At 37.5% G+C, this 26,268-nt stretch carries 25 protein-coding genes, 1 other RNA gene and 1 riboswitch; of the genes, 20 read left to right on the forward strand and 6 right to left on the reverse strand.

Annotation, left to right across the window (positions count from 1 at the left end):
• Position 1 precedes the first annotated feature (1 nt).
• The 6 genes from accB to ssrA all read left to right on the forward strand — a co-directional run bounded on the left by accB (position 2) and on the right by ssrA (position 4,430).
• Complete coding sequence (accB, locus tag C5L23_RS01135) at positions 2-463, forward strand: acetyl-CoA carboxylase biotin carboxyl carrier protein (RefSeq protein ID WP_010007284.1); 462 nt, start codon at positions 2-4, stop codon at positions 461-463.
• Positions 464-562: 99 nt separating this feature from the next.
• On the forward strand, positions 563-994 hold the full coding sequence (gene fabZ, locus C5L23_RS01140) for a 3-hydroxyacyl-ACP dehydratase FabZ (RefSeq protein WP_010007282.1): 432 nt from the start codon (positions 563-565) through the stop codon (positions 992-994).
• A gap of 1 nt (position 995) precedes the next feature.
• The gene (accC, locus tag C5L23_RS01145) at positions 996-2,372 is read left to right on the forward strand and encodes an acetyl-CoA carboxylase biotin carboxylase subunit (RefSeq protein ID WP_010007281.1); all 1,377 of its coding nucleotides are present in this window, start codon (positions 996-998) and stop codon (positions 2,370-2,372) included.
• Positions 2,373-2,375: 3 nt separating this feature from the next.
• A complete protein-coding gene (locus C5L23_RS01150; protein ID WP_010007280.1) occupies positions 2,376-3,218 on the forward strand; it encodes an acetyl-CoA carboxylase carboxyltransferase subunit beta in 843 nt (280 codons plus the stop codon).
• 1 nt (position 3,219) lies between these two features.
• Complete coding sequence (gene accA, locus C5L23_RS01155) at positions 3,220-4,002, forward strand: carboxyltransferase subunit alpha (RefSeq protein WP_010007279.1); 783 nt, start codon at positions 3,220-3,222, stop codon at positions 4,000-4,002.
• 71 nt (positions 4,003-4,073) lie between these two features.
• Positions 4,074-4,430: a transfer-messenger RNA gene (ssrA, locus tag C5L23_RS01160) on the forward strand.
• A gap of 540 nt (positions 4,431-4,970) precedes the next feature.
• Here ssrA and C5L23_RS01165 read toward each other — a convergent pair.
• Positions 4,971-5,231, reverse strand: coding sequence for a SemiSWEET family transporter (locus C5L23_RS01165; protein WP_133264172.1), 261 nt, complete (start codon positions 5,229-5,231; stop codon positions 4,971-4,973).
• 241 nt (positions 5,232-5,472) lie between these two features.
• Here C5L23_RS01165 and C5L23_RS01170 point away from each other — a divergent pair, with 241 nt between their 5' ends.
• From C5L23_RS01170 to C5L23_RS01190, 5 genes are all read left to right on the forward strand, one after another.
• On the forward strand, positions 5,473-5,844 hold the full coding sequence (locus tag C5L23_RS01170) for a DUF1304 domain-containing protein (protein ID WP_010007277.1): 372 nt from the start codon (positions 5,473-5,475) through the stop codon (positions 5,842-5,844).
• Positions 5,845-6,002: 158 nt separating this feature from the next.
• Positions 6,003-7,850: a heavy metal translocating P-type ATPase gene (locus C5L23_RS01175; RefSeq protein ID WP_010007275.1), complete on the forward strand. Its 1,848-nt coding sequence runs from the start codon at positions 6,003-6,005 to the stop codon at positions 7,848-7,850.
• A 43-nt stretch (positions 7,851-7,893) separates the two neighbouring features.
• A complete protein-coding gene (locus C5L23_RS01180; RefSeq protein WP_010007273.1) occupies positions 7,894-8,121 on the forward strand; it encodes a heavy-metal-associated domain-containing protein in 228 nt (75 codons plus the stop codon).
• A gap of 2 nt (positions 8,122-8,123) precedes the next feature.
• A complete protein-coding gene (locus tag C5L23_RS01185) occupies positions 8,124-8,666 on the forward strand; it encodes a ferritin family protein (protein ID WP_010007271.1) in 543 nt (180 codons plus the stop codon).
• Positions 8,667-8,684: 18 nt separating this feature from the next.
• Positions 8,685-9,347 carry a Crp/Fnr family transcriptional regulator gene (locus tag C5L23_RS01190; protein WP_010007270.1) on the forward strand — a complete coding sequence of 221 codons (663 nt, stop codon included), beginning with the start codon at positions 8,685-8,687 and terminating at the stop codon, positions 9,345-9,347.
• Positions 9,348-9,384: 37 nt separating this feature from the next.
• Here C5L23_RS01190 and nrdF read toward each other — a convergent pair whose 3' ends face one another.
• From nrdF to nrdI, 4 genes are read right to left on the reverse strand one after another with little or no spacing between them, the layout of a single operon-like run.
• Positions 9,385-10,341 carry a class 1b ribonucleoside-diphosphate reductase subunit beta gene (gene nrdF, locus C5L23_RS01195; protein WP_133264173.1) on the reverse strand — a complete coding sequence of 319 codons (957 nt, stop codon included), beginning with the start codon at positions 10,339-10,341 and terminating at the stop codon, positions 9,385-9,387.
• Positions 10,342-10,361: 20 nt separating this feature from the next.
• Complete coding sequence (locus C5L23_RS01200) at positions 10,362-11,330, reverse strand: ribonucleotide-diphosphate reductase subunit beta (protein WP_133264174.1); 969 nt, start codon at positions 11,328-11,330, stop codon at positions 10,362-10,364.
• A 14-nt stretch (positions 11,331-11,344) separates the two neighbouring features.
• Entirely contained in the window at positions 11,345-13,552 is a 2,208-nt protein-coding gene (gene nrdE, locus C5L23_RS01205; protein ID WP_253953446.1) for a class 1b ribonucleoside-diphosphate reductase subunit alpha, read from the reverse strand.
• A 22-nt stretch (positions 13,553-13,574) separates the two neighbouring features.
• On the reverse strand, positions 13,575-14,030 hold the full coding sequence (nrdI, locus tag C5L23_RS01210; protein WP_010007266.1) for a class Ib ribonucleoside-diphosphate reductase assembly flavoprotein NrdI: 456 nt from the start codon (positions 14,028-14,030) through the stop codon (positions 13,575-13,577).
• A gap of 510 nt (positions 14,031-14,540) precedes the next feature.
• Here nrdI and C5L23_RS01215 point away from each other — a divergent pair.
• The 7 genes from C5L23_RS01215 to C5L23_RS01245 all read left to right on the forward strand — a co-directional run bounded on the left by C5L23_RS01215 (position 14,541) and on the right by C5L23_RS01245 (position 22,097).
• Positions 14,541-15,026 carry an MscL family protein gene (locus C5L23_RS01215; protein ID WP_010007264.1) on the forward strand — a complete coding sequence of 162 codons (486 nt, stop codon included), beginning with the start codon at positions 14,541-14,543 and terminating at the stop codon, positions 15,024-15,026.
• Positions 15,027-15,560 (forward strand): GNAT family N-acetyltransferase, encoded by a 534-nt coding sequence (locus C5L23_RS01220; protein WP_010007263.1) that lies wholly within the window; start codon positions 15,027-15,029, stop codon positions 15,558-15,560.
• A 242-nt stretch (positions 15,561-15,802) separates the two neighbouring features.
• On the forward strand, positions 15,803-16,981 hold the full coding sequence (locus C5L23_RS01225) for an MFS transporter (protein ID WP_010007262.1): 1,179 nt from the start codon (positions 15,803-15,805) through the stop codon (positions 16,979-16,981).
• A gap of 41 nt (positions 16,982-17,022) precedes the next feature.
• Positions 17,023-17,192: riboswitch (Lysine riboswitch) on the forward strand.
• Between the two features lie 113 nt (positions 17,193-17,305).
• Entirely contained in the window at positions 17,306-18,745 is a 1,440-nt protein-coding gene (locus C5L23_RS01230) for an amino acid permease (protein WP_010007261.1), read from the forward strand.
• 109 nt (positions 18,746-18,854) lie between these two features.
• Complete coding sequence (locus C5L23_RS01235) at positions 18,855-19,745, forward strand: hypothetical protein (RefSeq protein ID WP_010007260.1); 891 nt, start codon at positions 18,855-18,857, stop codon at positions 19,743-19,745.
• Between the two features lie 9 nt (positions 19,746-19,754).
• Entirely contained in the window at positions 19,755-21,293 is a 1,539-nt protein-coding gene (locus C5L23_RS01240) for a zinc ribbon domain-containing protein (protein WP_133264175.1), read from the forward strand.
• Positions 21,294-21,458: 165 nt separating this feature from the next.
• Positions 21,459-22,097 (forward strand): deoxynucleoside kinase, encoded by a 639-nt coding sequence (locus tag C5L23_RS01245; RefSeq protein WP_010007259.1) that lies wholly within the window; start codon positions 21,459-21,461, stop codon positions 22,095-22,097.
• A 32-nt stretch (positions 22,098-22,129) separates the two neighbouring features.
• On the opposite strand, the gene C5L23_RS01250 is transcribed toward C5L23_RS01245, so the two are convergent.
• A complete protein-coding gene (locus C5L23_RS01250) occupies positions 22,130-23,086 on the reverse strand; it encodes a nucleoside hydrolase (protein ID WP_010007258.1) in 957 nt (318 codons plus the stop codon).
• 109 nt (positions 23,087-23,195) lie between these two features.
• On the opposite strand from C5L23_RS01250, the gene C5L23_RS01255 reads away from it, so the two are divergent.
• Together C5L23_RS01255 and C5L23_RS01260 are read left to right on the forward strand one after the other, a co-directional pair.
• A complete protein-coding gene (locus C5L23_RS01255) occupies positions 23,196-24,182 on the forward strand; it encodes an NAD(P)/FAD-dependent oxidoreductase (protein WP_010007256.1) in 987 nt (328 codons plus the stop codon).
• A gap of 77 nt (positions 24,183-24,259) precedes the next feature.
• Entirely contained in the window at positions 24,260-26,245 is a 1,986-nt protein-coding gene (locus C5L23_RS01260) for an ABC transporter ATP-binding protein/permease (protein WP_010007255.1), read from the forward strand.
• Positions 26,246-26,268 lie beyond the last annotated feature (23 nt).

A 26,268-nucleotide genomic window follows, 5' to 3' on the forward strand; every position in this document is an offset into this window, starting at 1 on the left:
AATGAGTTTAACACTTTCCGAAATTAAAGAACTGATTACAGATTTAGAGAATGGTTCATTGCGCGAATTGAGTATTCATGATGGTGATTTTCAATTACACCTATCAAAAAATGATACACCTGCAATGACTACCACAACAGTAGCAGCAGAACCAAGCGTTGCTGCTATTCCGCAAACACCTGCAAGTAATGATGTACATCCACTTGCACAACCAGAAACACCAGGTGTAGAAATTGTTGCGCCAATGGTGGGAACTGTTTATCTACAACCGAAGCCAGAAGCACCCGCCTTCAAGCAAGTCGGCGATCATGTTTCGGTAGGTGAAACAGTGGCTGTTGTGGAAGCAATGAAATTAATGACAGAAATTCATAGTGAAGTAGCCGGCACTATTAGTGAAATTTTGGTCGAAAATGAAGACGTCGTTGACTATAACAAGCCAATTTATCGCGTTATTCCTGACTAAAATATTTCAATAATTGATTAGAAAAGTGACGTGCAAATTTGAGCACAAATTGCGAGCACGTATGTAGCTCGCATTTTTGATATAGAGGACAACATAATCATGACAGTTTTAAACACACAACAAATTCAAGAAATTTTACCTCATCGTTATCCAATGTTGATGTTAGATACAGTGGAAGAACTAGAACCAGGTGAGCGTGCAGTTGCGATTAAAAATATCAGTATCAACGAAGAAATTTTTCAAGGGCACTTCCCTGGTAACCCAACGTTCCCTGGCGCTTTAACAGTTGAAGCTTTGGCACAAACAGGTGCAGTTGCTTTACTTTCTTTACCAGAATTTAAGGGAAAGACTGCTTATTTTGGTGGTATTAAGAAAGCGCGTTATCGTAAGATGGTGCGTCCTGGTGACCAACTACGTCTCGAAGTTAAATTAGATCGTTTGCGTGGTAATGTTGGCTCAGGTAAGGGAATCGCGTACATTGATGGTAAGAAGGCGACGACAGCAGAGTTGACATTCATAGTTGGAGATTAATATGTTTAAAAAAGTTTTGGTGGCCAATCGAGGAGAAGTCGCCGTTCGAATTATTCGCACCTTAAAAGAAATGGGTATTGCTTCAGTAGCTATTTATTCTACTGCAGATAAAGATAGTTTACATGTTCAAATTGCGGATGAAGCCATTACAGTTGGTGGCCCACGACCTAAAGATTCATACTTGAATATGAAGAATATTTTAAGCGCCGCATTATTAACTGGTGCTGATGCGATTCATCCAGGATATGGTTTTTTATCTGAAAATTCATTATTTGCTGAAATGGTTGGCGAAGTAGGTATTACTTGGATTGGACCAAAACCTGAAACCATTGATTTAATGGGAAATAAAGAACATGCACGTGAGTCTATGAAAGTAGCGGGCGTTCCAGTTATTCCCGGTTCAGATGGTTTTGTTCATAATTTTGATGAAGCCAAAACTGTTGCTGATCGTATAGGTTATCCATTGCTACTCAAAGCATCTGCTGGTGGTGGTGGTAAAGGCATGCGTTTTGTTTATTCTGAAAGCGAATTGTCAGATAAATTTGATGATGCACAAAATGAAGCCCGCGCTGCTTATGGTGACGATCATATGTATATCGAAAAAGTTATGCAACAGGTACGTCATATTGAAGTACAAATCTTTCGTGATCAACAAGGGCATACGATTTATTTGCCAGAACGTAATTGCTCATTACAACGTAAAAATCAAAAAGTTCTGGAAGAAAGTCCAGCAACCGGTATAACTGATGCAATGCGTGCTGATTTAGGTAAAATTGCGACAACTGCCGCTGATGCTGTTGGCTACATCAATACGGGAACAATTGAATTTTTGGAAGATAGAGATGGTAATTTCTACTTCATGGAAATGAATACACGTATCCAAGTTGAGCATCCTGTAACAGAAATGGTAACTGGCCTTGATTTAATTAAATTACAAATTCAAGTTGCTGCCGGCGAGAATTTGCCAGTAACGCAAGATGAAGTTCAAGTACAAGGCCATTCAATTGAATCACGGTTGAATGCTGAGCGTCCTGCAGCAGAATTTGCGCCAAGTGCGGGAACAATTGATTTTGTTTTCTTACCAACTGGTGGACCAGGTGTGCGTTTAGATACAGCCGTATTCTCTGGTGATAAAATCCAACCGTTTTATGACTCGATGATTGGTAAAGTAATTGTTCATGCGGACGATCGCGGACAAGCTATCGCGAAATTACAACGAGTATTAGGTGAGATTAGTATTAAAGGAATTGAAACAAACCGTACTTTCCAACAAGCTTTGGTATCAGATCCGCAAGTACAACGTGGTGATTTTAATACGCGTTATTTGGAAACTGAATTTTTGCCTCGTTGGTCAGAAAGTTTGCCAGGAACGGAGTAATCAATGAATATATTTGATCAGCACAAACATCAAACTGCCAAAATAAAGCGACAAGATAATGTGAATGAGCGAATTCCAGATGGATTATTCTTAGCATGTCCATACTGTGGCGCCCAAATGTATAATAAGCAACTTGGACGCTACCGTGTTTGTTCTAAATGTGGATATGGATTCCGTTTGCAAGCTAGAGAGCGTGTTACGTTATTTACTGATACGTTCACTGAAATGGATGCGGATATTGTACAAACAAATCCAGATTTTCCAGGTTATGCAGATAAATTGTCTCGTGCGCAAGAACAGACTGATTTAGGTGAATCTGTTCTAACTGGAGAAGCAGTCATTAAGGGACAAAAAGTTGCCTTAGGTGTGATGGATCCTTACTTCATGATGGCTTCTTTGGGTAGCAAAACAGGTGAAAAAATCACGCGCTTGTTTGAATATGCTACAGAAAATCAGCTACCTGTTGTATTGTTCACAGCTTCTGGTGGTGCTCGTATGCAAGAGGGAATTAATTCTTTGATGCAAATGGCTAAAATATCAGCTGCTGTGGCACAACATCAAGAAGCTGGATTACTATACTTGGTTGTCTTAACTGATCCTACCACTGGGGGGGTTACGGCTAGTTTTGCGATGCAAGGAGATGTCACTTTGGCAGAGCCACATGCATTAGTTGGTTTTGCTGGTGCTCGAGTGATTGAGTCAACGATTCATGAAAAGTTACCAAAAGATTTTCAACGTGCCGAGACATTATTAAAGAATGGTTTTGTGGATAAAATAGTGCCACGTGAAACATTAGCTGATACCATTGGCCAATTAGTAGCATTACACCAATCTACGGAGGTTTAACATGGCTTTATTTAAACGAGAATTATCACCAGCACGAATTGTCAAAAAATCACGAGAAGATCGTTTTGCTGCGCGTGAAATCATTGACGGTGTGTTTACTGATTTTATTGAATTACATGGCGATCGTTTAAGTGGTGATGATAATAGTATTATTGGTGGCATTGCCCGATTAAATGGACAACCGGTAACTGTGATTGTGATTGACAGAGGAACCGATATTCAAGATAAAATTAGCAAGCGAAATGGCTCACCAGAACCATATGGTTATCGTAAAGCGCAACGCTTGATGGCACAGGCTAATAAGTTTAATCGACCAATCATTACATTTATTAATACACCTGGTGCTTTTCCTGGTAAGACAGCTGAAGCACAAGGGCAAGGGGAAGCTATTGCGCAAAGTATTCTTAAATCAATGAAATTGACTGTTCCAATGATTGCCATTATTTATGGTGAAGCGGGTTCAGGTGGCGCTTTGGCGTTAGCAACGAGTGATCAAGTTTGGATGTTCCAAAATGCTACGTATTCTATTTTGTCACCTGAAGGTTTTGCATCCATTTTGTGGAAAGATTCAAAACGTGCTGATGAAGCTGCAGATGTCATGGGTCTGACACCAAAAGACTTAATGGAAAAGCAAATTATTGAATATATCATACCAGAAGGTCGTAATCATCCACGCGTATTTAATTTGATCCGTAAACGTTTGGATGACGAAATCACATCATTACAGACATTAGCACCTAATGAATTGTTAGCAAAACGTCGTGCACGATTCCGCGCATTTTAAAAATATAGTGATTTAATGGTGAAAATGTTACAATAGGTATAGGTTATTTGAGTTTAGACCGTACTTATATTGGGGTCGTTCTTGGAATTCGACAGGTTACTTTTGAGCATTGGCTGCGTTTCGCCATCCGGGCGTTAAGCGGGCAGATTTTAACTGCAAAAAACGAAAACTCTTACGCTGTAGCTGCTTAAAAACCAGTGTGCGTAGCTTGGGTTAGGGTGCCGACATCTTAATTCAGGCCATAAAAAAGGTCGGCTCGTTTAGTTTGCTGAATCTGGACAAATTAAATTAAATTGACGGATTAGCATTAGTGATGAGCTACGTGTTATGGCGGACATTAATGTGAAATTTAAATGATGACACTATGAACGTAGAAGCTGATGTTTCTGGTAGTTTGGACAGGGGTTCGAATCCCCTCGGCTCCACTAAGCATTTCATGGCGTTGCATAAGGTTTTAAAACCTTGATGTGGCGCTTTTTTTGTACAAAAATGTTGCACTGTATTGCATATTTAGGCAATGTTAAGTTACTACAGCGCTATTTTGATGACAGGTAGTATTCGACGTATGATACTTGGCATAATTATTAAAGGTTGTATACAGATATTGTTAGTATATAAATAAGTACATTTCTTATGGTAAAACAGCTTTCACAGCATTAAAATAGACACAATAAAACCACGCGTTAGATTAAATATAGCGCGTGGTTTTTTATAATATTGCATTTTATAATTTTATCGCATCGGAAAATTGAATCAATCACACTAAAAACAGTAAATACAAGACAACAAAGCATCCTAGCGTAACAGTCACAATGACAAGCGCTAAGATGTCTTTATAAAGTAAAAATAGGATACTTATTGAGATGATGAATAAGAGTGGATAAGTATCATTATCAGCTAGAAGAATAGCGATGCCATAATCGTGTGATTTAAATGTTAATTAAATCACAATTAGAACTGATTGGAAATCATAGTGCCGTGATGAAGGCAATGAGACCAAATACAATACCGGGGAAATTAGCTAACGCGACAGGTATATCGTGGTGCTTTTTTTTGAGGGCATACACAACCCACAATGTACAGTTAATAGCTGCTACTAATGGCTGTAGCGGATTTCCCTTGGAACCAGCTAAGTTATCTGCTATTTGAGGAATATACGATACATACATTAATACGGCCATGACAGTCGCAATCCAGCTTAGATACTTTATAAATTTTGTCTCTTGCATGATGTTTTTTCCCTTTCTATTATGCGGTTTAATAATACATCAAAGTGAAAAAAATCACAACATGGATTGTATTAATTAAAAATACCCAATATATTGACCAGTCGATTATTTTGGCATACTGTTTGCCATTAGAGCTGTTTTTTCTTTCCAATCCAGCTGACAAGCTAATGAGATTAATGATATGCTTGATAGGTTAACAAGCCAATACAGGGTATGTTATTTAATTGAATGGGAGATAAAGATGCATATTATTTCAACTATTTTAGTTATAGTGGTAGCGTTAGAAGCTATTGGCATCATGTTATTAGAGATGTTTGGTTCACCTCAAAAGCTATCAGTGGCATTTGGTTTCAGTGAAGCATATACAAGGATGGCAGAGACGCGTATATCAATGAAGAATCAAGGCCTCTACAATGGCTTTATCGGTATTGGTTTATTGATTAATCGTTTTGCTTTTCCTGACAATGCACAATATTCTGGGAGTATATTATTCGTGATTTTTGTCTGTCTTGCGGCAGTATATGGTGCTATAACAGCCCAAAATATTAAAATTTTATTATTACAAGGCACTCCAGCCATTTTGGCATTATTATCATTATTATTTTTAAAATAACAAACATCGAAAGATCTTTTGCGCAGTAGTTTCTTCGCAAGAGATCTTTTTATTTTTGACCTCATTTAGCGTTTTATCATCAATTAAGACCGAAAACTTGACAACCGTCAATTAAAATAAAAGGCGCTTCAACTAAACTAGTAGTTGAGGAGGAAAGTATGTTGAAAATATTACAATTGACAAACCAACATCAAAAGATTTACATCGTGCTAATGACAAGTTTGATTATTGTATCTTTTGTAAGTGGTTGGTTGGGAAACGGGATGATTGGGCATTTTATCATGCTGGTTGTTACGATTCTCGGGGGGAGTCCAATTGTTATCCAAGGTATTTCGGCTTTACGATATAAAGTCGTTTCCATCGAGCTTTTAGTTTCATTCGCAGTTATCGGTGCTATTTTGATTGGGGAATTTAGTGAATCTGGTATTGTGGTGTGGCTATTTGCCTTGGGTCGCTTTTTAGAAGCTAGAACCTTAACCCGAACACGCTCAGCCATTGCACAGCTTGTTCAATTAATGCCCAAACAAGCATTACGTATCTCAACACCAACCAGTAGAATATTTGAGCTGATTGATATTGATGATATTCAAGTGGGTGATTATGTATTGGTTAAAACCGGTTCGCAAATTCCAGTAGACGGTAAAATTGTGAACGGTGAGGGCGCCATTAATGAAGCAAGCATTACTGGGGAATCAAAAATCAATTTTAAATCACAGGCACAGAATGTTTTTGCTGGGACGAGTTTGGATAGTGGTACTTTAGTCATTCAAGCCGATAAAGTTGGTGAGGATACGGCTTTTGGGAAAATCATTGATTTAGTTGAAACATCTCAGGATAGTCAATCGCAAGCACAGCAAATAATTGATCGTTTTGCCAAATATTACACACCAGTTGTACTCGTACTGGCCGTTTTGATCGGTATTGTAACACGAGATATTCGCTTAGCAATAACCGTACTGATATTGGGATGCCCAGGTGCGCTTGTGATTGGTGTACCAGTATCTACCGTAGCAGGTATTGGTGTTGCGGCAAGGCATGGCATTTTAGTAAAGGGAAGTGAAGCACTTGTTCAATTGAGAAAAGTGACAACATTTGCTTTTGATAAAACAGGTACCGTAACAAAAGGAACGCCAACAGTAACTGCGGTTCAAAATTATCAAGGCCTTGAAATGCAGAATTTAGCCATAGTTGCCAGTATAGAGCACGAGTCTAACCATCCATTAGCACAGGCGATTCAGAAAGAATATACAACGCTTGAGTTGATGCCGATTGATAAAACGGTGGTCATCAAAGGGAAAGGGATTGTTGCCAATGTAGGACAACAACAAGTAGTGGTCGGTAATCAGCAGTTAATGCACGACTACGACATTGATTTGACGATTGGTCAGCAAGATACTGATTATTTTCTACGAGAAGGCTATTCATTAGTTTATGTTGCAATGAATCATCAACTGCATCTGTTATTAGGCATTCATGATCCACTTAAGCCTGAAGCAACAAAGATTATGCAACAGCTACGAGAGCTGGATAATCAACGGCTGGTTTTGATGTCAGGTGATCAGCAAAGAGCTGTTGAAATAGTGGCACACCAATTAAAGTTAACCCAAGCTTATGGTGATTGTTTACCAGAAAACAAGATGGCGCTCATCCAGCAATATCAATCACACGGAGAACGTGTTGCATTTGTTGGCGACGGGGTCAATGATAGTCCAGCTTTGGTGACAGCCAATGTGGGGATAGCCATGGGAAATGGTACAGATATTGCAATGGATGTCGCTGACATTGTTTTGATGCATGCTGACTTAAATAAATTACCTTTGGCAGTCAAAATTGCCCGTGCTACGGCCATGAATATGTATCAAAACATTATTATTGCGATGCTAACCGTTGTATTTTTATTAATTGGGCTGTTCACCGGTTATATCTTCATGGCATCAGGCATGTTGATTCACGAATTAAGTATTATCGTTGTTACCTTAAATGGCGTTCGATTATTACGCTTATAGTGAATAGTTATTGATAAAGTATTATTTAAGAAAAGAGGAAATCATGGTTAAGGTAACGATGACCTTAGGACAATTATCTTGTCCTTCATGTCTCACTAAAATTCAAAAAGTTATTGAAAAACAAACAGGTGTTACAGATGTGCAAACTTTATTTAATGCTGGAAAATTAAAGACAGTTATTGATCAAGAAAAGATTCAAGCAAAAGATTTAGCACATATTATTGAGCAACTCGGTTATACAGTCGAAAAAATTACAATTAAGGAGCAGTAGTCATGACAAACGAAGCATTATTTGAAGCTGAACAAACCAAAAGTCAAAGGGATCATCATACACCAACAGCAGGTGCAATGACGAGTCATATTGTTGCGAATTTAGTGATTCATAGCTTAAAAATTAGGCAGGCAAAATGGTTTATTAAAGGATCAGAAACACTATTTATCAGACAATATGCTGATGAATGGATCAATCAGGAACAGGATTTTTTAAACCAAATTAACGATATTTTAATCAGTGAACAAGAAATGGTGGCGACACTGACAACCCAGTTCCAAGAATATACTGCTTTAACGGAGTCAGGCGCACAAAAATATGCTACGGGAGAGCAACAGTTATTTGATTTAGTTAAAGATTTTGATACCCAATTGCTCTTTATTGTTAAAGCTATCGCTTTGGCCGATAAAGAAGGTAAATTGGCATTGTCAGCGGTCTTGAAGTTATTGTATGCTTGGATAGCACAACAAATTAGTTTGACACAACGTTTCTTGAATCATGATATACGAGAAGGGCTGTATGAAGAGGACGATGATGATGACTAAAAATAAAGGTGAATGAATGTGAGTGAACAATTATGTGTCCAGTTAGTCCCCTTATTCAAGCAACTAGGGTTAGCAAGTCAAAGAAAAATTGAACAATTAGTTGAATATCATTATGTTAAGCGTGGTGAAATGGTTTTTTCGCCATTAATGTCACAGCAAATGATTATGATTAAAAGTGGTAGTATTAAAATCTTTCAGTTAAGCACTGATGGGCAAGAACAGTTACTACGAGTACTTAGTGCTGGTGAATATGCGGGGGAACGCTGGTTATTTGGCCAAAAGAATGAAACCTTATATGCACAGGCCCGTGTTGATTCTGAAGTGTGTTTGATTCGCTATCAGAATTTTAATCAATTATTATTACAGTATCCAAGTTTAAGTATTCAATTGTTACAATTGACAATTGAAAAAGTAAATCATCTCGAGCAACATCGTCAGATTCTAGCTATTAGTCGTGTTGAGGCACGTATTGCAGCCTACCTGATGATGTTACAGCAAGAACAAAATCAAAGTGACATAACAATGCCTTATAAATTAAAAGAGTTAGCGACCTATTTAGGAACGACACCTGAAACAATTTCACGCAAGTTGAAATTGCTAGAACGTCACCAACTGGTTGTTAGAAATCATATGCATATTAAGCTTTTGAATATACCGGCGTTACAAGAGATGTATTTATAAAATAAAAAAACCGCTATTTAGCGGTTTTTTGTTGGCATTAAAAATCATAATCATCTTCAACCATTGGTTCAGCAGTACCCATTAAGTAACCAGCACCAACTTGTGAGAAGAAATCATGGTTTGCAGTCTCACTAGAGATGCCATTCATCACAATCGGATTAATATCTTCTAGTGAAATGTCTGGATAACGCGAGTCAAATCCCATATTTTGTAGTGATTTATTGGCATTGTACTTAACAAATGTTTTGACTTCTTCGGCCAAACCAATCTTGGCATATAAGTCATCTGTATAAGCAAATTCATTTTCTAACAAGTCATCAAGAACAGGGTACATCCAATCCGTCAGCTTTTTTTGTTCTGGCTCAGATAACTGTTGGTATCCGAGTTTGAATTTGTAGCCAAGATAAGTCCCGTGGACAGATTCATCACGAATGACTAATTTAATAATTTCAGCTAAATTAGCTAGTTTATTGTTACCCAAATACCATAATGGTGTAAAAAAGTTACTATAATATAGAATACCTTCCAGGAAGACACTGGCAATTTTTTGTTGTAAGCCATCTCCGGTTTTATAAATTTCGTTAACGACTTGTGCTTTATACTGCATTCTTTCGTTATTGTTCATCCACGAATAAATGGCATCGATATCTTTGCGCACGTTCAAAGAAGTTAAAATAGTGCCGTAGCTCTTTGCATGAATCGACTCCATTAATAAGAAGTCATTAAGTACAGCTGTTTCTTTACGTGTTAACACATCATCACGCATAACATGACAGCCAGCTTCAGATTGTAGTGTGTCTAATAGTGCAAGACCACCAACTGCTTTTTTGACCACATCGCGCTCATCGTCAGTGAGACTTTGCCAATCTGACATATCTTGAGAAACTGGTACACGTGTATCTAGCCAAAACTGGGCAGTTGCCTTATCCCAAACAAATTCATCTAATTCATCTTCAATGTCATCCCAGTTAATTGCTGTATAATTTTTTGCCATCTTATCGTTATCCCCCAATTTTAAAAATTGTAATCTTGACTATCCATATTTTCAGTATTATGTTGTGCAACCGTATACTGACTGGCATCATGCGTAAATTGATTTTCATCGACAACTTGTGCATTGATTTTGGTATAAGTTGTACTTGGCGTTGTTGCTTTGAATACCAAAGCCATGGTATTTTCCAAACCTAATAGTGTCAATGTCCGGTCAATACCCAATTGCAATAGCGATAAGACGTCATTTTGATATTGGTTTTCCCAACTATTAGCCGTTAAACGTGCGGTTTCTTGTGTTAAAATACTTTGCAAAACTTGGGTAACTTTATCTTGAATATGTGCCTGTTGTGTCGGTGTGGCCTCGTTAAAGTTCAACTTGAATTTATGACCGGTATAGATGGCTGCAATAGCATTGTCACGGATAATCAGTTCGCCAATGAAAGTGATATTTTTTAAATCATAAGCTTGTGATAATTCAAAAAGATCAAAAAGATGAACATACGTCAGACAAGTTGTGATGATGACGTTAGCGGCTTGCTTTTCTAGTACATTATCGCTGTCATACATGTTACGTAGTGTCGCAATCATAGCCTGTAGTTGTGGGTTTTCACCAGCATTTTTAAATAATGTTTTGACCACTGCTTTATCTTGAAAGGCTAACAGGATAGTACTCATACTTTTAGCATGTACTGATGCCATGAATGTCATGTTATTAAAGACAGAAGACTCTTCTTGTGTTCTTCTGTTTTTTTGTAATGTTGGTAAACTGATTTCTGATTGGAAACTTTCTAGTGTGGCTAAATCAGCCAATGATTGTGCTAATGCGTCGTGTTCATCTTGTGCTAATGCTTCCCATCCTGTTTTATCTTCAATGACAGGGACTCGAGTATCTAGCCAAAAATTAGCAACCATTTGCTGCCAAGTATATTGATCAAGTGTATCTTCAATTTCATTCCAGTTAATAGCACGGTAGTATAAATAATCCTTCATATCTTATCTCCTCATTAAATCATGCACGATTCACATTCGTTAGCAGTGTGTATTTCTAAATCATTAGTAAATGTACGCACATAGTAAAGTGAGCGAATGCCTTTACGCCAAGCATAGTTGCGCAAATGATTGAGATCACGGGTTGTCATCGTTGGATTATCATCATTCTTCCATTCGTATAATCCCTTTGGCAAAATTGAACGCATGAAGAGTGTTAAGCTCATACCTTGATCAATGTGTTTTTGAGCAACTGCATAAGTATCAATAATCTTACGTTGATCCATTTCGTAGGCAACTTGATAGTAGGGCATTGTTTTATTAGAAAGATAAGGTGCCGGATAGAAAATAGCGCCAACTTTCTCTTCCTGACGATGCTCCACAAGCTGTGTAATGGGGTGCAATGATGCACTTGTCTCATTGATATAGGCCGTTGAACCATTGGGCGCAACTGCTAGGCGATTACGGTGATATAAACCATATTGCTGTACATTTTGTTTTAACGTTTGCCAATCTGCAATGGTTGGTAATTGGATATTTTTAAAGATTTCTGCTACTTGATTAGACTTAAATGTAAATGGTTTTTGGAGATATTGATCGAAATAACTACCATCGGCGTATGTCGACTTTTCAAAGTCTTTGAACGTCGTTTGTTTTTCCTTAGCAATTTCATTACTAGCGACCAATGAGTAATAATTAAGTGCTAAGAAGTAAGCATCTGTAAATTCTAATGCTTCGGGAGAACCATACATGATTTCATGGCAAGCCAGTGCTGTATGCAAGCCCATCGCTCCTAAGCCAATTGTATGGTATAAAGCGTTACCTTTTTGAATCGTTGGGACTTCTTCAATATTGGTATGATCTGTCACCGTTGTTAATCCCTTAACCGCATTGATGATTGATTGACCAAAATCAGGTGCCGTTAACATATTTTGAATATTTGTTGACCCTAAGTTACAGCTAATATCCGTCCCAACTTGGTCATATGACAAGTCAATATTGAGTGTTGAAGGTTCTTGTGGCTGCAAAATTTCACTACACAAATTACTCATGATAATTTTACCGGTTACCGGATTATAGCGATTAGCAGTATCAATATTGAGAATATAGGGATAACCAGATTCTTGTTGTAGTCGTGAAATTTCTTGTTCTAATTCACGCGCATTAATTTTAGTTTTGCGTATTTCGGGGTTGTTAACTAAATTGTCGTATTCCTGAGTGATATCAATATATGAAAAAGGCTTGTGATAATAACGCTCAACATCATAAGGGCTAAACAAATACATGGGTAAGTTTGTTTTGAGTAGTTCATAATATTTATCTGGTACAACAAGCCCTAGCGACAAGGTCTTAACTCTGATTTTCTCATCAGCATTTTCTTTTTTAGTGGACAAGAAAGAGAGAATATCTGGATGAAATACATTTAAATAAACAACGCCAGCACCATTACGTTGACCTAATTGATTACTGTAGCTAAAGGAGTCTTCTAATAATTTCATAATAGGTACGACACCCGAAGACAAATTTTCAATATGACGAATGGGATCGCCCGCAGCACGCATATTGGATAGGTTAACGCCAACACCACCACCTAAACGTGAGAGTTGCAAAGCTGAATTGACACCACGGCCGACACCCAACATTGAGTCATCCATGTCGATTAAGAAACAAGAGACCATCTCACCACGACGTTTTCTACCTGCATTTAAAAAAGTTGGTGTTGCTGGTTGGTAGCGTTGCGTAATGAGTTCTTCAGCCATAGCTAATGCTAACGTTTTATCACCATTACCAAGATACAGTGCATTTAGTGCAACACGATCAGCATAGTTTTCTAAGTAATATTGATTGTCATCGGTTTTTAGAGCAAATTGATTATAAAATTTATAGGCGCCTAAAAAGCTCTTGAATTGAAAATGAAATTGATTAATCCTATCAAAAAGTGCTGTGATAAAAGAAAAATCAAAGTTAAAATCAGTATCGCTATTTTGTGGAGATACTGGATATTTTTGAAGCAAGGTTTCATCAATATAATCATGGTCGATCAAAAAATGGAGCTTTTCTTTTAAGCTGGTAAACGCCATGGTTTTCGGTGCAATTTCTTCCTTCAGAAAAGCTTCTAAAGCTTCTTTGTCTTTATATAAAGGAATTTGATGATTTTCGGGGATATTTAATTCGTTGTTTAAATAAAAATATGTTTTCTTAATGTGTTGCTTTGTGTTTGTCAAAATACAACGGCCTCCATAATGATTAATTCGTTTGTTTTAAATTGATGATTGTATTGGTAATACGTTCAATATCATATTTATTGCCTCTAAGTTCAAACTCATCTAATACTGGAAATGAGAATTGTTCAGCATATTGCTTGGCTGTTAAGGCAAATTGCTTATTGAAATTACGGTTACCACTACCGATAATGCCTTGGCAAAGGCGATAGTTATCGTGATACGCCAAAAAATGGCGTAGTTTGTCTGTTAAAATTTCTTCAAAGCCATTATCAGTACCATTGCCACCCTTAAGATAGGTTGGTAATATCGCAATAAACGGTCTTGTGACAGTATAAAAATCATCAACAAACTTGACATTAACGAGTTGCATATCAGATGAAGCTTGATTGATATCAGTAAGGTGATGTGCCAAGCGTTTAACAAAAATATCGGTATTACCACTAAGGCTTATATAAATAATATCTAGACTTTCAGTCACTAATATTCTCCTATTCGACATATATATATGATTAAATTAGTGCTGTAAACGGCCGTTGTTTTGCACCACATCATTATGGCATTGGGTATAATTTGTTTGCAATGACATTATAAGTACTTGAAGTTGAGTTTATCGACTATAGCGCGACTGCTGTGTTTTTAATAAATAATATTTAAGGGTTCTCATGATACCGGCGTTTAATTTTAGTTAACTAGCGCAGTTTGCGTGTCCATTATCTAAATTATTATTCTGGTGGTAGATGTCATGAAACGTCATCTCATCTTGATAATAAGGGTATATATAACATTAAAAAAATCAACGCTAGCATTTTGGCGATAACATGCATGCTTTACTGAGCCGCTAGGTACAATGACAGGTGTCATGAAATAGATGAGAAAATGATTAAAATAAGCGGGGGAATTGACTTGATTGATATACTTAATTTTTATATTATGGGATAATAATATATTTTGATTATCAGCATTTATCATGCAAATTATGAGGATGACAATGAAATACAAAACAGAACTTGGTGCAACAATTAAAGATGTTAATCGACAGACAAACAAGGTTTTCAGTAAATCTTTTTATAAAATGCAAGAATTTAAAAAATTTTTGTTGAGCGGTAGCCTACTTGGAACAGCAATTGGTGTTGTTATTGGTGCAAGTTTTTCTGGCTTTGTTAAGGCGTTCGTTTCATTGATATTTGGTATTTTTTCTTTTTTGACGACCGCCATTTTTGGTAAACAGCATGAGATGAAGTGGCATATTATTCCCCTTGAAGAATTTTTACAATCACTAGGTTCGTTACTTTTAATTGCTGGTGCAGTATTTTTCTTTCTACAACTTGTTAATAATATTTTGGCAAAAGATAAGACCGAACGATTTGGATATGATGCACGTTTAGAGGAAATATCACAACTGCATCAAGAGCAAAAAGAAACAAATGCATTATTGAAACAACTTATTGAACAAAATCAAACAAAAGGTGACTGAATGATGGTGCAGTATTTAAGAAAAAGTACATTAACAGATCTACCAGAGATGCTTGCTATTTATGCAGCAGCAAAACAATATTTGCATCAGCAGCAGATTGACCAGTGGCAAGATGGATATCCAGATGAAGAAAGTATTAAGGCCGATATTATACAACAGCGTAGCTACGTACTGATTTGTGACACACGTATTGCAGCGGTAGGTGTTTTAGCAACACAAGGGGATCCGACTTATGCAGCAATTGATGGACAGTGGTGTTCTAGTTCCCATCAAGCTTATGTTGCAGTACATCGAACGGCGGTATCTGAGCAGTTTCGCGGTCAACATTTAGCGCAAATACTGATGAGTTCATTAATGACGATAGCGTATCATGATGGTTTTAAGGATATTAGAATTGATACACATCCTGACAATTTGGGGATGCAACATGTCATTCAAAAAAGTGGTTTTGACTATCGTGGTATTGTATGGCTCAATGGTGATTCAGGAAATAGCCGTAACAAAAGATGGGCTTATCAAATTGTATTACCATAGATATGTCATTTTCAGTTGACGGCAGGTTCTTTTTTGTATAGACTTACTAAATAATAGCTTGAGAACTAAATAGATGGATCAACATGAACTATCAACCTTTTACTGACATTAAGGGCCTAAGAAATAGCTGATAATAGCTATCTCTTCGGCTTTTTAAATTGCTCATGAGGATGAGGTAATGTGATAAGAAAGGACAATGAAGCGGACAATATTGTTTAGTGGATTTTAATATGAGGTGAAGTATGAAGACGAAGCAGTGGGCAATTGGTATTTTAATATTAAGTAATTTTTTGATTTGTCTGGGGATCAGTATGGTCATTCCAGTCATTCCGTATATCAAAAATTTATTACATTTAACAGCAACGGATATGGGAATTATGAATGCTTTGTATGCCTTTGCTCAATTTTTGGCTTCACCACTAGTTGGCCGTATTTCTGATCGTATTGGGCGTAAGCAGATTATTATATTTGGCTTGTTACTATATGCAATATCAGAGGTGATTTTTGCTCTGGGAAATACGTTGGCAATGCTAAACATCTCAAGAATTGTCGGGGGTATCTCAGCAGCTATGGTCATCCCAACATCAATGGCCTTGGCTTCTGATTTAACAACGATGAAGCAACGCGCTAAAGTGATTGGTTGGTTATCAGCCGCCTTTAGTGGTGGCTTGATTTTAGGTCCTGGTATTGGTGGCGTACTGGCACGCATTGATTATAAATTACCTTTCTGGGGCGCAGCAGTTTTAGGGTTGATCAGTGCCATCGTAGCATTGACGGCATTATCTAATGCACCAATTTCTGAAGATGAAGCACAAGCACAGAATCAAGGTCCCCAATTAGGTAGTTGGGCGGTTATGAAGTCATTTCCGACATCGCTGCTTTTATTATTCTTCATGATTTTAGTGTCATCCTTTGGATTAGCTGGTTTTGAAGGCGTATATAGTATTTATGTCAATAGTGTGCATCATTTTGACTTAGATGATATTGCGATTGTGTTAGTTTTAAATGGTATTATTTCGTTGATTGCCCAAGTTGTGTTCTTTGAACCGTTGGTGAATCGTTTTAAAGAAAGCCGAATTATTCAGTTTTGTTTCTTTTTCGGTTTTATAGGCGTTGTCTTAATTGTTTTTGTTCATGCGAAGTGGTCCGTTATCGTGGCTACACTAATTGTCTTTACTGCATTTGACTTGTTACGGCCAGCAATTACAACCTTGATTACTAAGATGGCGGGTCGCCAACAAGGTCTGGTGAGTGGTATTAACATGTCATTAACGAGTGTTGGTAATGTTGTGGGGCCGATTATGTCGGGGATGCTACTAGATGTTAATCAGCATTATGCTTACCTTGTGGTCGCTGTTATTTTGCTCATTTCGTTCTTTATTGCGTTTTCCATTCGTGACAGACGCATATTTGCGCACTAATTTCACTTTGCTTTTGATGTTGTGACATGATAAAATGCTATTGATATCAAAGAGGTTGCGACTGACAACAGTAATATTATTGAGTGAACCAATCACGCAGAAGTAATATGAAAGGGGAAGTTGCCGAAAGTATGAATTGGTAGTTCATATTTGGGCTAATCGTTAATAGCGGTTGGACTGTCACAAGTGATTGTGGTGCGCTTTGCTAAAAACGTGAACAACGATTTTGGTAGCCTCTTGATGAATGCAAGAGGTTTTTTTATTGCCCTTTTTGACAAAACTTAAATAAAACGTATGCATCGATCATACGTCATAGGAGTAACAATGAGTGAAAATAAAATGAAACGTGGACTGAAAACACGTCACGTTTCCATGATTGCATTAGGCGGTTCAATTGGAACAGGATTGTTTGTTGCCTCAGGTGCAACTGTAGCCCAGGCTGGCCCAATGGGTGCAATGGTAGCCTACATTGCGATGGGCGTCATGGTTTATTTCTTGACAACAAGTTTAGGTGAAATGGCGACTTATTCACCAACATCTGGTAGTTTTTCTGATTATGCCGGCCGTTATGTTGATCCAGCATTGGGGTTTGCAATGGGCTGGAACTATTGGTTTAACTGGGCGATTACCTTAGCTGTTGATATCGTAGCTGTAGGATTGGTGGCTAATTTTTGGTTCCCTGATATACCGAGCTGGATTTTTTCATCTACCGCTCTGGGTCTAATTTTTCTTATTAATCTATTCTCAGTTGGTGCTTTTGGTGAGACAGAATTTTGGCTTTCCATGATTAAAGTGATTACAATTATTGCTTTCTTGTTAATGGGTGTTGCGACAATATTTGGTGTGATTCATTCAAATATCGATGTAATGAAAAATTTGAGTGTTGGACAACACGGGTTCGTTGGTGGTTGGCAGGCAGTTTTGTCGGTCTTCATACTAGCTGGTTTCAGTTTCCAAGGTACTGAATTAATTGGTATTACTGCTGGTGAAGCACAAGATCCCAATAAAAGTATTCCCAAAGCCATTAATCAAGTTTTTTGGCGGATTTTACTATTTTACATCTTTGCGATCTTTGTGATCAGCGCCTTGGTCTATTATCAAGATCCACGTCTATTAAGTGCTTCAACAGAAAACATTGCAGTATCACCATTTACAATTGTCTTTAAGAATGCAGGTATTGCCTTTGCCGCCAGTTTAATGAATGCAGTGATTTTAACATCAATTATTTCGAGTGCAAATTCTGGTTCATATGCCTCAACACGTATGTTATACGCAATGGCGTTGAAGGGTGAAGCACCTAAGATTTTCGCTAAAATTTCAAGTCGTGGTGTGCCGGTCCCAGCACTTATTATGACAACATCTATTGGATTATTAGCTTTTGTGGCTAATGCTAAAGGTGGCGCCGTAGCTTATACTTGGTTAGTGAGTGCAAGTGGATTAACCGGTTTTATTGCTTGGGTTGGTATTGCAATTTCACATTATCGCTTCCGACGTGCTTATATGAAGCAGGGTAAGCGCCTAGAAGATTTACGATATAAGGCAAAATGGTTCCCCTTTGGCCCATTACTTGCTTTGATTATTTCAATCGGTGTGATTGTTGGTCAAGATCCGCATAGTTTTACGACGCTTAACCTTGAAAAGATTGGCTTAACTTATCTGAGTGTGCCATTGTTTATTATTTTGTATGTCACATATAAGATTCGGCATCGTACCAGATTAATTAAATTAGAAGATGTTGATTTAACACCACAAGGACATGACTAAAGTAAAAAGCATAACAGCGCAATGCTGCTATGCTTTTTTTTATTGACCTTTTGTATTTGTAAACGTTAAACTGTAAATAGATTAAATGAAGATTAAATGGAAGAGGCATATGGCTAACAAGCAAGAATGGATTGAATATTTTGAATTAATGCATCATCGCCAACCAACAGCGGATGAAATTTTGGCAGCAATTGAAGCGGGTGATATCAGCCTTAGTCATTCAAAAGTGGCTAATAGTGCGACAACACAACGTGAGCTTTCTCAGGATGTGAATCATGCTTATTCAACAGCTAAACAGCATGCAGGTAATTATTTTGTATGGCTAAAGGATCGTATGATGATGCCGTCCAAGCATGCAATGCTAGACGAGCAGTTCTCGGCTACCTTTTTATGGATCACATATGCATTGGCAAGCTTAGTTGCTGCGTTAACTGTTTGGAATTTTTGCCGTCGTATTGTCAATGCGGCTGCAGCAACAGTTGGCTCCTTTACTGGTACCAGCGATAGTTTGGTTCATGCTGCTAGCCAGTATTTAACATCGGGATTATTAATGCTTTGGATTACATTTGCATTGATTTATTTTGCGGGAGTGCCAATACTAGCCTGGACAACTAAAGTCACTTATCGCTTTTATGATGCGTTGATGCGCTATCTTAATTGGTTTGCGATTGTATTAGGTATTAATATTGTTGCTTTTATTGCATCGTTTTTGATACCGATTACACCGTCAACATTAAATAGTTTAGATAATATGGATAGTGCGATTTATTTCTTAATTGCAACTGTTGGACTGGTGACATTCTTGCTGACTTTAAGTAGTAGTATTTTGGCTATTGGTCAATTTACTTTAGTTAATGCGGCCAACAAGCTTGAAGGCAAAGTTGATACGTTATGGTGGCAATTATGCCAACAAATTGGCACAGGTATCTTAAGTTATTTGATTATTCGTTTTATTGTGGCACCAATGTTTAAAAGTTTGTTTGCAGGATTGGATTTCTAGGAGAATCAAATGACGACAAAAGAAGAATGGCTTAACAACTTTAAAGCAGAGCATGGTCGTGAACCGACAATAGAAGAATTTAGTGCGGCTAAAGCACAACAGTTTAGCACACAAGAACGCGATGATCATCATACAAATGATATAGCACAACAATGGGCACAGCAATTTGAGCAAGAAAATGGTCGACGACCATCAATGCAGGAATTTTCAGCGGCTAAACAGAATGATTTTCAAAAAACAACATCACAAGCTACTGAAAAGCAATCAGCAACAATCGTCTCACGCCCAACGCCACCTATGTCAAAAGGTAAAAAAATAACTTTGATTGTTGTCGCAATCGCAGTGGTTGCCATCATTGCTGGGTACCTTATTGGTAATCATTATTATTCAAGATCAAGTAGCATGGAACGTGCGGTTAAAACGCTTAAAAGTTATGATACCAGTGAATACGCGCAACAAATGGTGTGGTCTGATACACATAAGCGTGTCACTAAAAGTGATTTACAACCGATGGTACAGTATTTGTCTAGTGAAAAGATGAGTGATGCAGCGCTTCGCTCTTGGATTTCAACTGGTACAGATGGTTTAACATTACAAAACAATGGGCATAAGTTCTTAATATTCCCAAATTATCAACTGACAGCCAAGCCAGTTAATATTCATCTCACAACAAACCATAAAGATATTAATATCGGTCTCAATGGTAAAAAGTTACTCACAACGGATTCTGACGGGTATGCGACAACCTTGAAACATCAAATACCAGGTGAATATAATTTCACAGCAACAGGCTCAATTAATGGCGGTAGTGTTAAGACGAGCAACACGAATTTTATTGGTGGTAGCCAAGAGAAAAACGTTGACCTCAGTATTACCTTTATTAGTTTTACGATTGAGTCTAACTTAGAAGGTGGTGACGTTTACGTTGGTAACAATAAAATTGGGATGATTGAAAATGGTAAAGCCAACGTTAATCATGTGGCAGTAAGTAAGGGTGCTAATGTTTATGTGCAAAAGCAAGTTGGCAGTGACACTTTACGCACAAAATCAACGCCCCTGACAGATGTCAATGATGATGATTATTTGACATTGGATGCGGAAGGGCTTTTAACACAAACCGACGCAGATAGCTTAATTTCTGATATGTCATCGCTCATGAATAGCTATGCATCAAATGAAAGTGATCCTAGTGATGCGGATACTGTTTTCACTGGTGGTGTTCAAAACAAAGGTTATCAAGATTTTAAGAAGATGATTCAACATAATTTGCATGATTCTAAGCGTAATGCAGATTCGATTTCATTTAGTGATACTTCTGTGCAAAAAGTTGAACCAACAGGTAAAGCAGCAGCAAATGTTGTTTTCCATATCAAGTATGATTTCTATTATTCTTCTGATACAGATGATGATAACGACACCTATGGGGATATGTATCAAACCTTCGAATTAATTGCCCATACTGTATATAATAAGTCCAAAGATAAGTGGCAAATTGATAGCATTGATCCAAATCAAAAGAAAATTTCTGAAGATGATAACGTCAACTAAAAGTGGCTAAGGCTACTTTTTTATTGTAATCCTTGCTATCTGGGGCTGAACCATTTTTGACGAAGAAGATATGAGATTGTGAGACAATTGTATTGTGAATACATACACATGATATATTTGTTATACTATATATCGTTATAAATCGAGACAACACAGGAGAAAAACATGATTGTATTATCCGGTACGATTGGTGCGGGGAAAACAAGTTTGACAGAATTATTGGCAAATCATCTAGGTTCGCAAGCTTTTTATGAAAGTGTGGATGATAATCCAATTCTGCCGTTATTTTATGAAAATCCTAAAAAATATGGCTTCTTACTACAAATTTATTTCTTAAATAAGCGATTGGAACAAATTAAGCGGGCACAAGAAAATCAATTGAATGTCTTAGATCGTTCGATTTTTGAAGATTCACTTTTATTTAAACTGAATGCTGATTTGGGTCGTGCGACACAGACTGAGGTAACAATCTATGATTCATTAGTGAATAATATGATGATGGAATTACCAACGACTGTATCAAAAGATCCAGAATTATTAATCCATGTTCGCGTTAGTTTTGATACAATGCTACAACGCATTAAAAAACGTGGTCGTGCTTTCGAACAAATTGAAAATGACGCTAGTTTGTATCGTTATTATGAAGAGCTCAACCAACGTTATGATCATTGGTTTGAAAATTATGATCGTTCCGAAAAAATGCAAATTGACGGCGATCGTTTTGATTTTGTTGAGAGCGAAGAGGCACGCCATAACGTTATCGATATGATTGATACTAAATTATCGGAAATTAGACAAAAATAAAAAGGTTGAGACGCTTAGGCGTCTCAACCTTTTTATTTTAGAACAGTTAACATCATATTTTGAAAATCTTTAACAAAACGATCAGTGTCAACCAGAACCGCTGCTTTAGATGTCGTAGGGGCTAATAATTGTGTCTTGTCACCAATGGTACGCCCGTAGTCGCCGTTTTCTGTATTGTAGGTCACACGCATATTCAGCGGTAATCCCGTAATATATGTTGGGTCTATGCTCACTGCTACCGCCAAAGGATCATGCAACGCAGCGCCACGTTTATCAATATCGAGATTATAATAAGCATCGATATAGAAATCCATTAAGCTAGCAAACTTCTCACCCGCTTCAGAATTAAGGTGGCGCCATTCGGCTGTTTCGTTTTTAGTTAAGAGTGTACGTAAAGTAACATCTAGACCAACCATTGTTAAGTTCTTTTGATGTGTAAAGACAAAATCAGCTGCTTCTGGATCTTGGTGGATATTGGCTTCTGTAAATGGTGTAACGTTACCAGGTACAGTTAATGCGCCGCCCATCAAAGTTGTTTGTCCGATTAATTCAGCAACTTGATTATCTTTTTTAATCGCCGCTGCTAAGTTGGTTAGAGGACCAGTAGGGACAAGAATTAAGTCTTCGTGGTAATCATGTGCTGCTCTGATTAAGAAATCAACGCCAGTTTCTTTTTCAACCTGTCGTGGTGAAGGGGTTAATGTGACATCACCGATACCATTTTTACCATGAATTAACTGAGAAATGTTCATGACATCAAAATGGTCTGTGGTGCTAGAATGACTTTCACCAATGAATACAGGGACATCATCTGCACCTAGTAAATGTAATAAGTCAAGAGAATTTTGAGCAGCGATATCAACTAGTGTGTTGCCATAACTTGAAATGATACCAATAAGATCTACTTCTGGCGCCCCAACTGCATAAGCAAGGGCTAATGCATCATCAACGCCTGTATCTAAGTCTAAAATCATTTTGTATTTTGCCATGAATTTATTAAGGTGCTGCTTGCAGCACAATTCTCCTTTAATTAATAATTCTATTATAAAACAATATCTGCCTTTATCGTATAATAATGAAGTAAAGGAGGGACGATAAATGCAAGAATATGATATTGCCATTATTGGTGGCGGTCCAGTCGGTATGTTTGCTGCTTTTTATGCTGGATTAAGAGATACAAAGGCAGTTTTAATTGAAAGTATGGCGACTTTGGGTGGTCAAGTAAGTGCTTTATATCCTGAAAAGCATATATTTGATGTTGCGGGTTTTCCAAATATTAAAGGTCGGGATTTAGTGGAACAACTCACCCAACAAATGGCTAAGTTTCCAATAGAAGTTTTAACACACACAACAGTTAGTGATGTGGTCAAACAAGATGAACGTTTTATCATCACAACAAATCAATCAATGATTGTGGCTAAAAGTATTATTGTTGCAACGGGTAAGGGTGCTTTTGAACCCCGTAAAATGCAAATTGAAGGCGTTGAGCCATTGGTTGGACATGGTGTACATTATTTTGTCCCTAATCCTGAGCAATTTCGAAACCATGATATTGCGATTGCTGGTGGTGGTGATTCAGCTGTTGATATGGCGGTTATGCTTAATGAAGTGGCAAATCAGACAACAATTATACATCGACGCGAACAGTTTAGAGCGATGGAACAAAGCGTTAAAGCGTTAAATGCAAGTGATATTGATCAAGCAACGCCAAGACGAGTGGTTCAAGTGATGCCCACAGTCAGCCAAAAGCTCGAAATTACTTTGGCGCATGTTAAAAATCCTGATGATATTCAAACGATTGTTGTAGACGACTTAATTATTAATTATGGTTTTATTTCTGAAAATAAAACGGTTTTGGGCTGGCAAGCGCAACCAGAAAGTGTCATGCAAGGGATGATTGTAAATCAGGAAATGGCAACAAATATTCCGGGTTATTTCGTTATCGGGGATGCAAATTACTATGATGGTAAGAATGATTTGATTGCAATTGGCTTTGGTGAAGCACCGGCCGCCATTAATGCGGCAATCCGTTTCTTTGATCCACATCGTGGTGGACCCGGACATTCAAGCGCAATGTCACTATAATTCTAGTAAATAGAATAAAAGTGTATGCTATACTAGACTTTAACTACATAAAAAGCGATAAGTAAGGGGTGGATTTAGTGGCATTTTTAGAGTTATCAGCAATACATAAATCATATTTTTTGGGTAAGGAAGAATTTCCTGTCCTTAAAGGTATTGATTTGAAGTTTGAAAAGGGTGAATTTGTTTCTATTTTAGGTGAGTCAGGTGGCGGAAAGTCAACATTGATGAATATCATTGGTGGCTTGGATCGTAACTTTGAGGGAACTGTTACGGTTAATGGCAATCTGTTAGATCATAAGCAAGAGAAACAATTGGATCTTTATCGTCGCCAAACGGTAGGCTATATTTTCCAGAGTTTTAACTTAATTAATTACCAAACGAACTTGGAAAACGTTTTAACAAGCTTAAACATGACGAAGTTGTCTAGTGCTGATCGTAAGAAAAAGGCAACTGAATTACTCGATAAGGTTGGCTTGGCTGAACATATGCACAAGTATCCAAGCCAACTATCAGGGGGTCAAAAGCAACGTGTTGCCATTGCGCGTGCTTTGGCCTCATCTCCTGATGTCATTATTGCCGATGAGCCAACTGGTGCGTTAGATTCTGTTAACACACGCGAAGTATTAGAATTATTAGAAGACATCGCTAAAGATGGTAAGTTAGTCATTGTGGTGACACATTCTCAGGAAGTTGCCAACTATGGTACGCGTATTTTGCATATGGCTGACGGTAAAATTGATAATGAAAAGAGTTTGAAGCCTAAATTTGAATTACCAGCGCATCAAGATAGGATACCTTCTCGTCCTTTGTCATCAAAAACACTATGGCAAATGGCTTTTGATCACTTGCGTTTCAATAAACTACGTAACTTCTTGATTACTTTAGGTTCAGCTATTGGTATTTTTTCTGTTATCTTATTCCTTGGATTAGGTAATGGTATTAAAGGATATATTAACGATCAAGTCACACAGTTGGCTAATCCTAATTATCCGACTGTTATGCGTAATGTGACTGAAGATAAGGATGCGCCGGCTTCTCAGCGGATGCAAGAAACATCACAAGCAATGGCAACGGATTATAACGCTGCAACATTACCTGACAACTATATTGATCGTTTACAAAAAGTAAATCATATTGATAAGGTAGAGCGTGGTTATCAATTTGGTAATGTGACGTTTACGTATGGTAAGCAGAAAACACAAGGCGCACAAATTCAAACTTGGACGTCTGCCTTTTCAAGCAAGAGTATTAAGGCTGGTCACAAACCAGGTCACAATGAATTAGTTATTGATAAGACTTTTGCTCAACAAATTGATAGTGATAACTGGAAGAGCTTAATTGGTAAAGAAGTATCATTTTCATACTTTGCCTTTAATAAAGACAATCAACCTGTCCAAATTAAAGATAAGTTGAAGGTTGTAGGTATTGCTGAAGGTGGACAATCAGGTGCCATTTATAGCATGAGTTTTGACACGGTTAAAGACCAATTAGCAAAAGCTAAGGCAACAACAGATCCAACATATGCCACAATTGGCATTGACGATGCTGAAAATGTAAAGTCAGTTGTGAAGAAAGTCAATCAGATTGAAATTGATGGTAAGCGTGCTTTTGTCGGCATGTCAATCGGTGATATTCTCGACACGATTAACACCATTACAAGTCTCGCTTCGTATGTCTTAGCTGCTATTGCTGGTATTTCCTTACTTGTTTCAGCAATTATGATTATCGTGACAACGTATATGTCTGTTGCAGAACGTACAAAGGAAATTGGGGTATTGCGTGCCTTAGGTGCTCGTTCTAAAGATGTTCGTCGCTTATTTACAAATGAGAGTCTGTTGATTGGCTTGATTTCAGCGGTATTAGGTCTTGTTGCAGCTTATGCAGGACAAGCACTAATGAATGTTGCCTTGTATAATTTGATTAAATTTAACATTGTACAGGTATCTATTGGTAATGTGATTTTCGCGATTGTTATTAGTTTGTTAATTGCATTGCTGGCTAGCTTAGTGCCATCACGTAAGGCAGCTAAGTTGAATACCATTGATGCTTTGGCCGCGGATTAATATTCTGTCTTAAATATTTAATG

It is taken from the genome of Leuconostoc fallax, from assembly GCF_004354645.1.
In the GTDB taxonomy this organism is placed as follows: Bacteria; Bacillota; Bacilli; order Lactobacillales; family Lactobacillaceae; genus Leuconostoc_B; species Leuconostoc_B fallax.